10 protein-coding genes are annotated in these 13,096 nt (G+C 71.9%); 7 read left to right on the plus strand and 3 right to left on the minus strand.

Annotated elements, in window-relative coordinates:
- From ACZ7M3_RS23505 to ACZ7M3_RS23515, 3 genes are read left to right on the plus strand one after another with little or no spacing between them, the layout of a single operon-like run.
- Positions 1-2,211, plus strand: coding sequence for a bifunctional glycosyltransferase/CDP-glycerol:glycerophosphate glycerophosphotransferase (locus ACZ7M3_RS23505; RefSeq protein WP_472065565.1), 2,211 nt, complete (start codon positions 1-3; stop codon positions 2,209-2,211).
- An 8-nt stretch (positions 2,212-2,219) separates the two neighbouring features.
- Positions 2,220-3,590, plus strand: coding sequence for a hypothetical protein (locus ACZ7M3_RS23510; protein WP_472065606.1), 1,371 nt, complete (start codon positions 2,220-2,222; stop codon positions 3,588-3,590).
- 46 nt (positions 3,591-3,636) lie between these two features.
- A complete protein-coding gene (locus ACZ7M3_RS23515; RefSeq protein ID WP_472065566.1) occupies positions 3,637-5,247 on the plus strand; it encodes a hypothetical protein in 1,611 nt (536 codons plus the stop codon).
- Positions 5,248-5,262: 15 nt separating this feature from the next.
- On the opposite strand, the gene ACZ7M3_RS23520 is transcribed toward ACZ7M3_RS23515, so the two are convergent.
- Positions 5,263-5,676 (minus strand): organic hydroperoxide resistance protein, encoded by a 414-nt coding sequence (locus ACZ7M3_RS23520; protein ID WP_472065567.1) that lies wholly within the window; start codon positions 5,674-5,676, stop codon positions 5,263-5,265.
- A 124-nt stretch (positions 5,677-5,800) separates the two neighbouring features.
- On the opposite strand from ACZ7M3_RS23520, the gene ACZ7M3_RS23525 reads away from it, so the two are divergent.
- A complete protein-coding gene (locus tag ACZ7M3_RS23525; RefSeq protein ID WP_472065568.1) occupies positions 5,801-6,316 on the plus strand; it encodes a MarR family winged helix-turn-helix transcriptional regulator in 516 nt (171 codons plus the stop codon).
- Between the two features lie 84 nt (positions 6,317-6,400).
- Here ACZ7M3_RS23525 and ACZ7M3_RS23530 read toward each other — a convergent pair whose 3' ends face one another.
- Positions 6,401-7,930: a glycosyltransferase family 39 protein gene (locus ACZ7M3_RS23530; protein WP_472065569.1), complete on the minus strand. Its 1,530-nt coding sequence runs from the start codon at positions 7,928-7,930 to the stop codon at positions 6,401-6,403.
- A 108-nt stretch (positions 7,931-8,038) separates the two neighbouring features.
- Here ACZ7M3_RS23530 and ACZ7M3_RS23535 point away from each other — a divergent pair, with 108 nt between their 5' ends.
- The 3 genes from ACZ7M3_RS23535 to galE all read left to right on the plus strand — a co-directional run bounded on the left by ACZ7M3_RS23535 (position 8,039) and on the right by galE (position 12,018).
- Complete coding sequence (locus ACZ7M3_RS23535; RefSeq protein ID WP_472065570.1) at positions 8,039-9,319, plus strand: glycosyltransferase 87 family protein; 1,281 nt, start codon at positions 8,039-8,041, stop codon at positions 9,317-9,319.
- 55 nt (positions 9,320-9,374) lie between these two features.
- On the plus strand, positions 9,375-10,970 hold the full coding sequence (locus ACZ7M3_RS23540) for a glycosyltransferase family 2 protein (RefSeq protein WP_472065571.1): 1,596 nt from the start codon (positions 9,375-9,377) through the stop codon (positions 10,968-10,970).
- Positions 10,971-11,037: 67 nt separating this feature from the next.
- Positions 11,038-12,018 carry a UDP-glucose 4-epimerase GalE gene (galE, locus tag ACZ7M3_RS23545; protein ID WP_472065572.1) on the plus strand — a complete coding sequence of 327 codons (981 nt, stop codon included), beginning with the start codon at positions 11,038-11,040 and terminating at the stop codon, positions 12,016-12,018.
- Between the two features lie 81 nt (positions 12,019-12,099).
- On the opposite strand, the gene ACZ7M3_RS23550 is transcribed toward galE, so the two are convergent.
- Positions 12,100-13,056 (minus strand): oxidoreductase, encoded by a 957-nt coding sequence (locus tag ACZ7M3_RS23550; protein WP_472065573.1) that lies wholly within the window; start codon positions 13,054-13,056, stop codon positions 12,100-12,102.
- Between the last annotated feature and the right edge of the window lie 40 nt (positions 13,057-13,096).

A 13,096-nucleotide genomic window follows, 5' to 3' on the forward strand; every position in this document is an offset into this window, starting at 1 on the left:
GTGCCCCGCTTCAGCATCATCGTGCCCGTCTTCAAGGTGCAGGGCTTTCTGCGCGAGTGCCTCGACTCGGTCCTGGATCAGTCGTACACCGACATCGAGGTGATCGCGGTCGACGACTGCTCGCCGGACGGCTGCGGCGCGATCCTCGACGAGTACGCGGCCCGCGAACCGCGCCTGCGGGTGCTGCACCTGCCGCGGAACGTGGGCCTCGGCCGCGCCCGCAACGCGGGAATGCCGTACACGACGGGGGACTACCTCCTCTTCCTCGACAGCGACGACACCCTCACGCCGGGCGCCCTGCGCGCCATGGCCGACCGCCTCGACGAGACGGCCGACCCCGATGTGCTGGTCTTCGACTACGCGCGCACCTACTGGTGGGGCGGTACGCGCCGCAACGTCCTCGCGCAGGTGCTGGCCGAGGGCGGCGACGGCTGCTTCACGGCCGCCGAACACCCGGAGATCCTCGACCTGTTGATGGTCGTGTGGAACAAGGTCCACCGCCGCGCGTTCGTCGAGCGGGAGGGCTTCACCTTCCCGCCCGGCTACTACGAGGACACCCCCTGGACCTTCCCGGTCCTGCTCAGCGCGGAGCGGATCGCCACCCTGGACCGGATCTGCCTGAACTACCGGCAGCGCCGCCAGGGCAACATCCTGTCCACCACCAGCCGCAAGCACTTCGACATCCACGACCAGTACGAGCGGGTCTTCGCCTTCGTCGACTCCCGCCCGCGGCTGTCGAGCTGGCGCCCGTTCCTGCACCGCAAGATGGGCGAACACTGTCTGGACATCCTCGCCAAGCCGGACCGGCTGCCCGCGTCCGACAAGGGCGAGTTCTTCCGGCGTACGGCCGCCCTCTTCCGCAAGCACAAGGGCGGCGGCCCGGTGCCACGCGAACTGCGCGTCCTCCAGGGCGGTTACGTGACCTACCTCGCCCGGCGCCAGTCCGGCCGGCTCGGCGCGGAACTCGGCCGACGCGGGCTCCAGGTGCGCAAGGTGGCGGCCACCCGGGTCAAGAGCGGCTGGTCCGCGGCGCACGAGCACCGGCCGCTGGACCCGGACCTCGCGGTGTACTCGGCGTTCTCGCACCGCGGGGTGCTCGGCGACCCGGGCGCGATCTACCACGCGGCGCGCGAACTCGCCCCGCACGTCCGGGGGGTGTGGGTGGTGCGCGAGGACCAGGCGCCGCTGCTGCCGCCCGGCGTCGAGTACGTCCTGCCGGACTCGCTCGGCTACCGCCGGGTCACCGCCCGCGCCACGTACCTGGTCAACAACGTCAACTGGCCCGGCGCCCTGGTCAAGCGCGCGGGCAGCGTCCATGTGCACACCCACCAGGGCACCCCGCTGAAGTACATGGGAGCCGACCTGCGCGACAAGCCCGGCGCCCGGCACGGCTTCGACGTGCCGCAGATGCTGCGCCGCGCCGACCGCTGGGACTACAGCCTGGTCGCCAACCGCCACTCCGAACTGGTCTGGGACCGCGCCTACCCCTGCCACTTCACCTCGCTGCGCACCGGCAGCCCCCGCAACGACGTCCTCGTACGGGCCCGGCCCGAGGACGGTGCGGCGGTCCGCGCCCGCCTCGGCATCCCGGCCGGCCACCGGGTGGTGCTGTACGCGCCGACACGCCGCGACTACGTCCGCGGCGGACTCGTCGACCGGATCGACCTCGCCCGGTTCGCCGACGACCTCGGCGAGGGCCACACCCTCCTCGTACGGCTGCACCCCTCGCTCACGGACGGCCCCTCGCGCGGGATGGGCCTGTCCGAGCTGCACCGGCGCGGGGTCGTGCTCGACGCGACCGACGAGCCGCACGTCGAGGACCTGATGCTCGCCTCCGACGTGCTGGTCACGGACTACTCGGCCCTGATGTTCGACTACGCCAACCTGGACCGGCCGATCGTGATCCACGCGGACGACTGGGGCGCGTACGCCGCGAGCCGGGGCGCGTACTTCGACATCACGGCCGACGCGCCGGGCCATGTGACCCGCTCCTACCGGGAGCTGGCGTGGCTGTTCGCGTCCGGGGCCTGGCGGGACGAGGAGTCGGCACGGCTGCGGTCCGGGTTCCGGACGAGGTTCTGCGCGTTCGACGACGGGCGGGCGGCCGAGCGGGTGGTACGGACGCTGATGCTCGGCGAGCGCGTCGAGCACCCGGTGTCGGTGGCGGTGGTGCCCGCGCAGGCGGGACACGACGTCCTCACGTCGTCGTGAGCGCCCTCATGACCGTCGTGGGCCCGTTCGTGAAGCCGCGCCCGCCTCGGTTCTGGGTGGTCGTCCTGGCCGCCGTCTTCGCCGTGCTCCAGCTCGCGAACGTCACCGGCCGCGACACTCCCGACACCAAGAACTACCTCTCGTACGCCCTGAGTCTGCGTGGCGCGAGCAAGCACGAGGCGGCCGCTGCCACCATCGACTACGCCTGCTCCGGCCGGGCGTCCCTCGCACGCCGCGACCAGAGCGTCAACGTCGTCCACTTCCGCGAGCCGAGCCCCGCCGGGCGGGTCGTCGAGGAGTGCCGGCGCGACCAGTGGGGGTGGGTGTCGAAGCGGCTGAGCGCCGGGCAGACGGTGGGCCACACCGTGCCGTTCATGCCGCCGCGCTTCATACGGATCTTCGAGGCGCGCCCCGGCTACCCGGTCTTCCTGGTCCCCTTCATCACCGTCCTCGGCGTGAAGTGGGGCCTGTGGACGTCGAGTGTCCTCATCACGGTCACCGGGGGCGTACTCGCCTTCCTGGTACTGCGGACCCTGCGCGCCCCCACCGTCGCCGCGCTGACCGGACAGGCCCTCTTCTACGTCCTGCCGTGCGGCACGACCGCCATGCGGCCCATGACCGAGGGCCTGCTGCTGGCCCTGACACTGGCCGCGCTGTGGGGCTGCGCACTCGCTCTGGAGGGCCGGACGCGGGCCGCGACCGCGCTGGTCGGCGGATCCCTGGCCGCGCTCTTCGCCGTCAAGCACTCGCAGGCCCTCTTCCTCGGGCTGTGCTTGGCGGGCGCCTGCGCGGTGCTCGGCGTCCGGCGCGGCGGACTACGGCAACCGCTGCGGAGGCTGGCACGGCCGTTGCGGGAGGTGGGAATGGTGGCGGCCTGCGGGGTCGCCGTCACCCTGCTCGCGGCGAAGGTGCTGGGCTACCCGTCCGAGGCGGAGTCCCTCCAGGACCTGCTGACGGCCCACTTCTCCCGGCCCGACCGCAGCCGCCCGTGGCCGGAGTTCCTGGACCTGGAGGTCAACTTCTGGGTGGAGTGGCTGCGTCGCGAGCTCTGGCAGCCGTTCTTCCCGACGGCCCTGCTGGCCGGGGCCTGGGGTGCGCTGCGGCAGCGTCCGGCCTTCGGGGTGTTCCTGGTCGCGGGCGCGCTCACCGGCGTCCTCAACCAGGCCGGACACCCCGACATCAACATCTACGGCGACCGGCTGATCGTGCTGGCGTGGGTGCTGCCGGTGGTGGGACTTCCGCTGCTGCTGGAACAGGTCGTACGGCCGCGGGTGCGGGGGCTCGACACGGTGCCGGGCCCGCTTCGGACGGACGCGGGGCCGAACACCGCCATGGACGCCGGGGCGGGCGCCGGGCTGGACGCCGGAGTCGCTCGATGAGGTGAAGTTCGGCAAAGCCGTTGGCTTCGGTGGGCATATACGACAAATGACCCGAACAGCTCAGGCCGAGGTCGGCCTCCCCGTCCGGCGGACCGCCCGCGGCGCGACCGCGCTGCACGACGGCACCCCCTGGCGTCCCACGCCCTATCAGGTCTTCGGCGGACTGTTCTGGCTGGTGCTGTGCCTCGCCTCCTGGCGGGTGCCGATGTGCTGCGACTTCGGCCAGCACGCGGCGGTCGTCGAGCGCCTCAAGGCGAACCTCCTGCATCCGGCCCATCCGACGGCGGACCTGCCGGGCGAGGGCAGCCTCTTCTACTCGCCGTACACCGTGGCCCAGGGCGCCTTCGCCCGACTGACGGGCCTCGCGGGCTGGGAGGTGATCCGGCTCTCGGCGCCGCTGAACCTGCTGGTGCTGCTCACCGGGATCGGCCGCTTCGCGCGCGTCCTGGCGCCCCGCCGCCCCTGGGCACCGGTGTGCGCGCTGCTCGCGATGGTGCTGCTGTGGGGCACCGAGCGGGCCTGGTCGAGCGGCTACCTCGGGCTGATGTCGATGACGGGCAACCTCGGCTATCCGTCGACGTTCGCCATCGGACTCACCTTCTGGGCCTGGGCGTTCACGGGCACGCTCGCGGGAGGGATCGGCGGCCCGGTCCGGTACGTCGGCCCGAGCGGGCTGCGGAGCCTGTCCGGGTACAAGGGGCTCGGCGTCCTCTACGGCCTGATCGTGCTCGTCCATCCGATCACCGCGTCGGCGGCGGCGCTCGGGGCGGTGGCGTTCGTGGCCGGGTGGCAGCGGGGATGGCGGCCGGCCGTGGCGGCCCGGTGGGCGATCACGGGGGCGGCGGCGCTGATGGTCGCCCACCTCTGGCCGTACTTCGACGTCCTCGCACTGCCCGGGGACCACAGCATGGACGCGATGCACCGGCGGCTGTACGAGGGGGTGCCCGGGCACTTCTGGCTGGCGCTGATCGGGGTACCGGCACTGTGGCTGCGCGCGCGACGCTCCTGGCGGGACCCACTGGTGCTGATGTTCGCGCTGGACTGCCTGGTGGTGGCGTACGGCTGGGTCAGCGGGCACTACACCTACGGGAGGATCCTGGGACTCGCGCTCGTGGCGCCGCAGTTCGCGCTCGCGATCGAGCTCGCGGCGGCGCGGCCGTGGCCGGTGTGGCGGCGGGCGCTGGGGGTGGTGGCGGCCGTCGGCGCCTGCGTCGGCTTCCTCACGGTGCAGGCCGGTGCCGTCGTACCGCGTTCACTCGATCCGGTGAGTTTCGACCAGCCTCCGCGCTGGCCCTCGTACGACTGGGCGGCGCGGCACATCAAGCCCGGCGAGGTGGTGATCGCCGACGGGTACTACGCCGCCCGTCTGATCCCGGGCTACGGCCCGAACCTGGCCGCGCCCGTGTGGCCGGACGCGGGACTGGACGAACGGGAGCGGGTGCGGCGGCTCGCGGCCGTCCGGGGGTACCTCGACCCCGCGTCGACGCGGGCGCGGCGCTCCGCGGTGGTGCGCCGGTATCACGTGCGATGGCTGTTGCTGACGCGGTGGAGTCGGGTGCCGCAGGAGGCGACGGTGGTGGACTGGAGCCGGAGTACGGGCGAGGTCCTCGCGCGCGTGACCCCCGCGCCCCTGAAGGGGCACGGGGGTCACGCGTGATCACAAGATCCCGTACTACTCGATGACGAGCTCGACCGGGATGTTGCCGCGGGTGGCGTTGGAGTAGGGGCAGACCTGGTGGGCCTGCTCGACCAGCTTGCGGCCGATGGCCTCGTCCACGGAGTCGGGGAGCTCGACGCGGAGCGTGACGGCCAGGCCGAAGCCCTCACCCTGCTTGCCGATGCCGACCTCGCCGGTCACCGCGGCCTCGCTGACGTCGACCTTCGCGGCGCGGCCGACGAGACCGAGGGCGCTGGCGAAACAGGCGGCGTAGCCGGCGGCGAACAGCTGCTCGGGGTTGGTGCCCTGGCCGTTGCCGCCCATCTCCACCGGGATGGCCAGCTGCAGGTCGAGCTTGCCGTCGGAGCTGACGGCGCGGCCCTCGCGGCCGTGGGTGGCGGTGGCGACAGCGGTGTAGAGCGCGTCCATGGGGACCATCCCTCTCAAGTCAAGGTCTTGCCGGGGCGGCCGGTCCGACCGCCTCACGGCCTCAATTAGAGCACGCAATTCAATTGCGCACAACTTAATGATGGGCAAGAGCTATCCTGGAGTCATGACCGCCATGCCGACCCCGAGCACCCAGGCCCCGTCCGACGGGGACTACCTCCGTCTCGACCAGCAGATCTGCTTCTCCCTGAACGCCGCCTCGCGCGCCTTCGGGGGCGTGTACCGGGTGATCCTCAAGGACCTCGGGCTCACCTACCCCCAGTACCTGGTGATGCTGGTGCTGTGGGAGCACGGCGAGCTGCCCGTGAAGAAGGTCGGCGAGCATCTGCGGCTCGACTCCGGGACGCTGTCCCCGCTGCTCAAGCGGCTGGAGACGGCCGGTCTGGTGCGGCGCGAGCGCAGTGCGGTGGACGAGCGCTCCGTGCACGTCCATCTCACGGACGAGGGCGCGGCCCTGCGCGAGCGTGCGCTGCGTGTGCCACGCCGGATCGCCGCGGCGACGGGCGCGAACCTCGAGGAGATCCGGAAGCTGCAGGCGCGCCTCGACCGGCTCACGGCGGCGCTGGACGCGGCGGCGCTCGACCCCGCGGCCCTGGACGCGGACGGCGCGGACGTCTCCTAGGTTCCGATCCGCCGGACAGGTCCTGGCGGTGGCGTACGTACACCGGACGGGTTCCAGCGGTGGCGTACGTACACCCGACGGGCCCTAACGGTGGCGTACGTACAGGCGAAGGGTGACACCCCTGCGGACGATCTGCTCGCGCAGGGTGAATTCCCTGGCGAGTACGGCGCGTTTGGCCTCCTCGGTCGCGACCGAGGTGTCCGGATGCCAGTTCGGCCGGAACACGAACGGTTCGCAGACCAGCCACACCCGGTCGAGCCGCTCGAGCCGACTGCGCAGTTCGCGCGGGCCCACTTCCGTCCCGTACAGCGTCCCGGACGCCATGGCGGACGTCTTCAGGGCGACGTCGCGCACCCCGCGGAAGCCCGCCGGATAGGCCAGCGCCGAGCGACGTGTGAGCGACGGCATGTACAACACCGGATCACCGGGCCGTAGTTCGGAACCGGCGGCGGCGGAGACGGCGGCGAGGTTGTCGGGACGGTGCGCGGGATCGCGGTCCTTGCGGAGCAGGGGGAACTGGACGGCGAGGACGAGGGAGATGGCGAGGACACCTGCGAGGGCGACGAGGCGGGGAGCCGCGGCGCTCGGCAGCCGCGACACCCACCCGGTCAGCCGCTCCGCCCCCGCCGCGGCCAGCAGCGGAGCCCCGGCCAGCGCGTAGAGCACATACCGCTCGTCGTACAGCGGCCGGAAGCGGGAGACCGCGATCAGGACCGCCGGCGGGACCAGCAGCAGCGGCAGGGCGACCGACACGAGGTTCACCGCGCCACGCCGCGGGAACGGGCGCCACAGGGCGAGTGCGATCAGGAACACGTAGGGCACGAACACCAGTTGGGCCTGGCCGAGGAACTCGTGCGTCAGGTGGTCCACGCTCTTGCGGTTCGGCACCGCGAGCCATGCCACCTGCGCCGACTGCCGGTGGGAGACGAGCGCGAGCGGCGCCAGCACGAGCAACGTGCCCCCCGCCGCGACGCCCCATCGCCACCACACCCGCCACGGCATCCGCGTCAGCGCCAGGGTCGTCCCGTGCGCGAGCAGGAGGAACACGGCGAACTCGTGCAACAGGCAGGTGACCGCGACGGTCACGCCGTACGCCCACCAGCCCCTGCCCCCGCGCAGGGCCCGCACGAACAGCAGGGTCGCCGCCGTCGCCCCGGCCGCGACCAGGGCGTACGAGCGACCCTCCTGGGCGAAGTGCCCGGTCAGGGGGGTGACCGCGTACAGCAGCCCCGCCCAGAGGCCGACACGGGGGTTGCACAGACGGACCCCGAGGGCGCCGACGAGACCCGCGGTCGCGGCGGCGCCGACGACCGAGGGCAGGCGCAGGGCGACCTCACCCGGGGCGGGGGCGAGGACGAGATGCATGAAGAGGTAGTACAGGCCGTGCACCGCGTCGACATGGTGCAACAGATGCCAGATCTGCGGAACCGAGCGCCGCGCGACCTGGTAGGTGGCCGCCTCGTCGCGCCACATGCCCCCGCGGTCGAGTCTCCAGAGCCCGAGCGTGAGCATGACGAGCACGGGCAGCACCACGGCGACGACCCGCGCCACGGGCTCGGCCGAGACCCCCGAGGCCTCCGGAGCCTCCTGGCGGCCGGCGTCGGACCGTTTCATTAACACGCTTACCCCCATGTCCAATTTCTTACTATTAACTAATCTTCATTAACCTTTGATGTCGTATCGGCTCTCATGAGGCATCCGAGAGCTTACGATCCGGGCTTGATGAGCGCTTACCTGAGCCCCCGAGGCCGATCCCGTCTGCTCCCCCTCGCCGCCGCCTGGACGGCGACCCGCGCCCTGATGCTGTGGCTGCTCGCGCACGACAACCTCTCCGTGCTGGGCAGCGGCGGGGTCACCCGCGAAGCGAGTCACCTCTATTTCCGCTGGTACGAGACCCTGTCGCACGGCGCCTATCCGGCGGGCGACCGGCTGTGGCAGTACCCGCCGGGCGCGGGCCCCGTACTGCTCTCGCCCGGGCTGCTGCCGGGCCTGACGTACCTGCAGGCCTTCGTGGCCCTGACGCTCCTCGCGGACGCCGTGATCGCGCTGGCCCTGGCACGCGCGGGCAGCAGACCCGGCCGCAGCCTGCGCGGCGCGGCACTGTGGACGCTGAGCCTGCCGTTGCTGCTGCACATCCCGCTCGCCCGCTACGACGTACAGGTCACGGCGTTCGCCGTCGTCTCCCTGCTGGCGCTGAAGCGCTCCCCGCGCGCGGGCGGCGTGTTCGCCGCGATCGGCGCCCTGGTGAAGGTCTGGCCCGCGCTCGTCCTCATCGGCACACCCCGGGGCCGCACGACCCGGGAGGCCTGGACGTCGGCGGTGCTCACGGCGGTCACCCTGCTCGCCGTCCTCGCGACGGCCTTCAGCGACCCCTTCGACTTCCTGCGCCAGCAGGGCGGCCGGGGCGTGCAGATCGAGTCGCTCGGCGGCACCGTGCTCGGCTTCGCGCGCCACGCGGGCTGGCCGGGCAGCGTGCGCTACCAGTACGGCGCGATGGAGTTCGTGGGCCCCTACGTCCACACCGTCGCGACCCTCTCGCTCGCCCTGACGGCCGTGTCCTTCGCGCTGCTGCTGCTGTGGCGGGTGCGCGCACGGCACTGGACGGCGGCGACCCCCTGCGACGCCGCACTCGCCGCCGTGCTGATGTTCACGGTGACGAGCCGGGTGATCAGCCCCCAGTACATGGTGTGGCTGCTCGGTCTGGCCGCCGTGTGCCTGACCTCGCGGCACACCACACAGCGCCCGGTGGCGGCGCTCGTCGTCGCGGCGACGGCCGTCAGCTCCGTCGCCTACCCCGCCCTGTACGGGGAGGTCATCGACAGCACCTGGACAGGCTGTTTGCTCATGCTCATCCGCAACGGCCTGCTGGCGGCCGCGGCGGTGCTGTCCTTCACCCGACTCTGGCACTCCGGACTTCCCGTGCTCGTGGTGGATCGGCCGAAAAACGACGCGCAGAAAAGGAACCCCCACCCGATTCCTGTCGTCTTCCGGACCGGACACTAAGTACCTCTTAACGGATAATTACTGTCAAGTCCTACGATTTCGTCCCGTGGATCCTATGAAACCTCACCACTCGCAGGTCTGTGTCGTCGTCATCGGTTACAACGACGCCGACCACGTGACGGACGCGGTGCGTTCGGCACTCGCTCAGGGCCCGGCCGTCCTGGAGGTGCTCGCCGTCGACGACCGCTCGACCGACGGCAGCGCCGACCTCCTCGACCGCCTCGCCGCCGATGAGCCGCGCGTGAAGGTCATACGCCGCTCGGAGAACAGCGGCGGCTGCGGGAGCCCCCGCAACGACGGGATCGACGCGGCGACCGCTCCGTACGTGATGTTCCTGGACAGCGACGACGTGCTGCCGCCGGGCGCCGTGGACGCGCTGCTCGAAGCGGCGCGGGAACAGCGCACGGAGGTCGCGGCGGGTCTGTGCGTACGCCGCGAACTGCCCTCGGGCCGCGAGGTCCCCTGGGAGCGCGACCTCTACGCGAAGCCCGCGCTGATCCCCCACCCGACGCAGCGGCCCCGTCTGGTCCACGACACGCTGTGCGTCAACAAGCTGTACCGAACCGACTTCCTTCGTGAACACGCGATCCGCTTCCCCGAGGGCCGTCACCCCTACGAGGACTTCGTGTTCACCGCGCGCGTGCTGGCCGCCGGGCCGCGCATCGCGCTGATCCCCGACACGGTGTACGTGTGGCATGTGCGGCGCGGCGCCCAGCAGTTGTCGATCTCGCTGGACCGCGCGGACATCGAGAACTGGCGCTCCCGCACCGAGGCGCATCGCACGGCCTACGAGATCCTGTTCGGCGCCGGTGAGAAGCAGCTCGCCCGGGCCGCCAACGCGAAGTTCCTCGACCATGAACTGCGCATGTACGTCCGCGAGTTGGAGCTGCGCGACGCCGACTACCGGCGGGCCTGGTGGGAGCACACGCGCACGTACCTGTCGACGTTCGACGCAAGCGACCTCACCGTCAACCCGACCGCCCCCGGCCGGCTGATCGCCCGTGTCGTGCTCGCCTCCGAAGAGCCCCGCGACCTGCCGCGCCTCAAGGAACTCGCCGCCCGACCGGCCCGGTTGCGGCCGCCGTACGCCCGCGCCGCCGACGGCACGCCCGTCTGGTCGGACGACCTCCCGCAGGTCACGCTGGACCACTACCTGCAGCGCCCCGCGCAGGTGCTGCCCGCCGCGGTCGACGCGGAACTGCGTCCCCACGCGCGTGCGGCACGGCTGCGGCTGCGCCTGCACGACCTGTACGGACGGCTCGCGGAGGCCGGTCCGGCCTCGGCGGACGTGGAGTTCACGCACCGGGACGAGGGCCGGATCGGGCTGAGCCTGCCGGTCGAGCTGGCACCGGACGCGGACGGGGCCACCTGGTCGGGCGAGCTGCCGGTGGACCTGTCGGCGCTGGGCTCGGGCACCTGGGACCTGCGGCTGCGGGTCCACTACCGTGACGGTTCGAGCCGGGACGTCACCGCGCACGCGGTCGGCGGCGGGGGCCTGCTGCGCCGCCGCGCGATCCCCGACCTGCGGTACGGCGTCCTGCTGGTGCAGCCGTACCGCACCCACGCGGGGGCGCTGGCGCTGCGTCTGGCGCCCGGACTACGAGGCATGACCGACGTGGTACGCCGCCGGCTCAAGCGCCTGCTTCACTGACGTCACACCGACCCATCGATCTCACACCGACCTCACACCGATCACACTCCCGAGGGGACGACCGTTCATGACCTGGCTGATCACCGGCGGCGCCGGCTACATCGGGGCGCACGTCGTGCGGGCGATGCGGGACGCGGGCGAGCAGGCCGTGGTCTACGACGACCTGTCCACGGGCATCGCCGAGCGGGTCCCCTCCGACGTACCGCTCGTGGTCGGCTCGACGCTGGACGCCGAGCTGCTGGCCCGCACGATCGAGGAGCACGCGATCACCGGCGTGGTCCACCTCGCGGCGAAGAAGCAGGTCGGTGAGTCCGTCGAGCTCCCGCTGCACTACTACCGCGAGAACGTCGAGGGCCTGCGGGTTCTCCTGGAGGCGGTGACGGCGACGTCCGTCGGCTCCTTCGTGTTCTCGTCCTCCGCCGCGGTCTACGGCATGCCGGACGTCAACCTGGTGACGGAGGAGACCCCCTGCGCACCCATGAGCCCGTACGGCGAGACGAAGCTGGCGGGCGAGTGGCTGGTCCGTGCGACGGGCCGCGCCACGGGCCTGTCCACGGCGTCGCTGCGCTACTTCAACGTGGCGGGGGCGGCGACCCCCGAACTCGCCGACGTCGGTGTCTTCAACCTCGTCCCCATGGTCTTCGAGAAGCTCACGGAGGACGCGCCGCCGCGCATCTTCGGTGACGACTACCCGACGCCCGACGGAACGTGCGTTCGGGACTACATCCACGTGGTGGACCTGGCGGAGGCCCACGTGGCCGCGGCCCGCGCCCTCGATGCCTCGCCCGGCCGGGACCTGACCCTCAACATCGGCCGCGGGGAAGGCGTTTCCGTCCGCGAGATGATCGACCGGATCAACGCGATCACCGGCTACGACCGTCCCGCGGTCACCACACCCCGCCGCCCCGGCGACCCGGCGCGCGTCGTCGCCTCCGCCGACCGCATCTCGGTGGAACTGGGCTGGAAGGCGAAGTACGACGTGCAGGACATGATCACGTCGGCATGGGCGGGGTGGGTGCGGCTGCACCCCGGCGCGGCGCGCTCGTAGCGCCTGTCGGCCCAGGCCCCGCCGACCCAGGTCCTGCCGGCCCAGGCCTCGTCCGCCCAGGCCTTGTCCGGCGGACCGGACCTAGACGGAGACGGCCTGCGGGGTCCGGCTCTGGCTCTGTTCGGATTCCAGCCGGGGAAAGGTGACGCCGGTCAGTTCCTCGGAGGCCGCCCACAGGCGGACCGCGGACACCGGGTCGCTGGCCGCGGCCGAGCGGCCGACCAGTGCCGGCGCGCCGCGCATCTCGCCGAGCCCGTCGGGTCCCACATAGCTGGCGCCGGGCAGATCCTGCGTCGCGGCGTACAGCGTGGGCAGGGCGCCGGCCTTGTTGTCCTGGGCGATGAACCGGTTGCCCACCGCCATCAGCGTGCGCCGCAGCACACTGGCGTCCCGGCCCTGGAGACCGGTGGCGGCCCAGCCGGGGTGCGCGGCGAGGGCCCGTACGGACGAACCCGCGGCGGCCAGCCGGCTCTGGAGCTCCAGGGTGAACAGCAGATTGGCGAGCTTGGACTGGTTGTAGGCGGCGACGGGCGAATACTCGCCGGTCAGGTTCAGGTTCTCGAAGTGGATGCGGGTGCCGGGCATCTTGTGCACCCCCGAGGACACGGTGACCACCCGGTCGGTGAGATGCGGCAGCAGCAGGTTCGTCAGGGCGAAGTGCCCCAGGTGGTTGGTCCCGAACTGCATCTCGAAGCCGTCCTTCGTGCCGGCCTCGGGGATGTTCATGACGCCCGCGTTGTTGATCAGCAGATCGAGGTCTCCCCGCCAGGACGCGGCGAACTCGCGCACGGACGCGAGGTCCGCGAGGTCCAGTCGGCGCACCTCGACGCTTCCGTTGACGGTGCGGGCGGCGGCCTCGCCGCGCTCCGGATCCCGTACGGCGAGGACGACATGGGCGCCGCCCCGGGCGAGGGCGTCGACGGTGGCGATGCCGAGCCCGCTGTTGGCGCCGGTGACCACGGCCGTGCGGCCGCGCTGGTCACCGATGTCGCCCGCGTTCCACTTGCTGTTCCGGTCAGCCGAGTGCTTGGTAGCCATGCCCTGAATGTAGACGCCGACAACAATGATGTCAACGACA

This window comes from Streptomyces sp. NPDC111656 (genome assembly GCF_055656965.1).

Bases quoted from the DNA above. Each gene is read 5' to 3' on its own strand.
- ACZ7M3_RS23510 (WP_472065606.1), top strand. From the start codon at position 2,220: ATGACCGTCGTGGGCCCGTTCGTGAAGCCGCGCCCGCCTCGGTTCTGG.
- ACZ7M3_RS23515 (WP_472065566.1), top strand. From the start codon at position 3,637: ATGACCCGAACAGCTCAGGCCGAGGTCGGCCTCCCCGTCCGGCGGACC.
- ACZ7M3_RS23520 (WP_472065567.1), bottom strand. From the start codon at position 5,676: ATGGACGCGCTCTACACCGCTGTCGCCACCGCCACCCACGGCCGCGAG.
- ACZ7M3_RS23525 (WP_472065568.1), top strand. From the start codon at position 5,801: ATGACCGCCATGCCGACCCCGAGCACCCAGGCCCCGTCCGACGGGGAC.
- ACZ7M3_RS23530 (WP_472065569.1), bottom strand. From the start codon at position 7,930: ATGAAACGGTCCGACGCCGGCCGCCAGGAGGCTCCGGAGGCCTCGGGG.
- ACZ7M3_RS23535 (WP_472065570.1), top strand. From the start codon at position 8,039: ATGAGCGCTTACCTGAGCCCCCGAGGCCGATCCCGTCTGCTCCCCCTC.
- ACZ7M3_RS23540 (WP_472065571.1), top strand. From the start codon at position 9,375: ATGAAACCTCACCACTCGCAGGTCTGTGTCGTCGTCATCGGTTACAAC.
- galE (WP_472065572.1), top strand. From the start codon at position 11,038: ATGACCTGGCTGATCACCGGCGGCGCCGGCTACATCGGGGCGCACGTC.
- ACZ7M3_RS23550 (WP_472065573.1), bottom strand. From the start codon at position 13,056: ATGGCTACCAAGCACTCGGCTGACCGGAACAGCAAGTGGAACGCGGGC.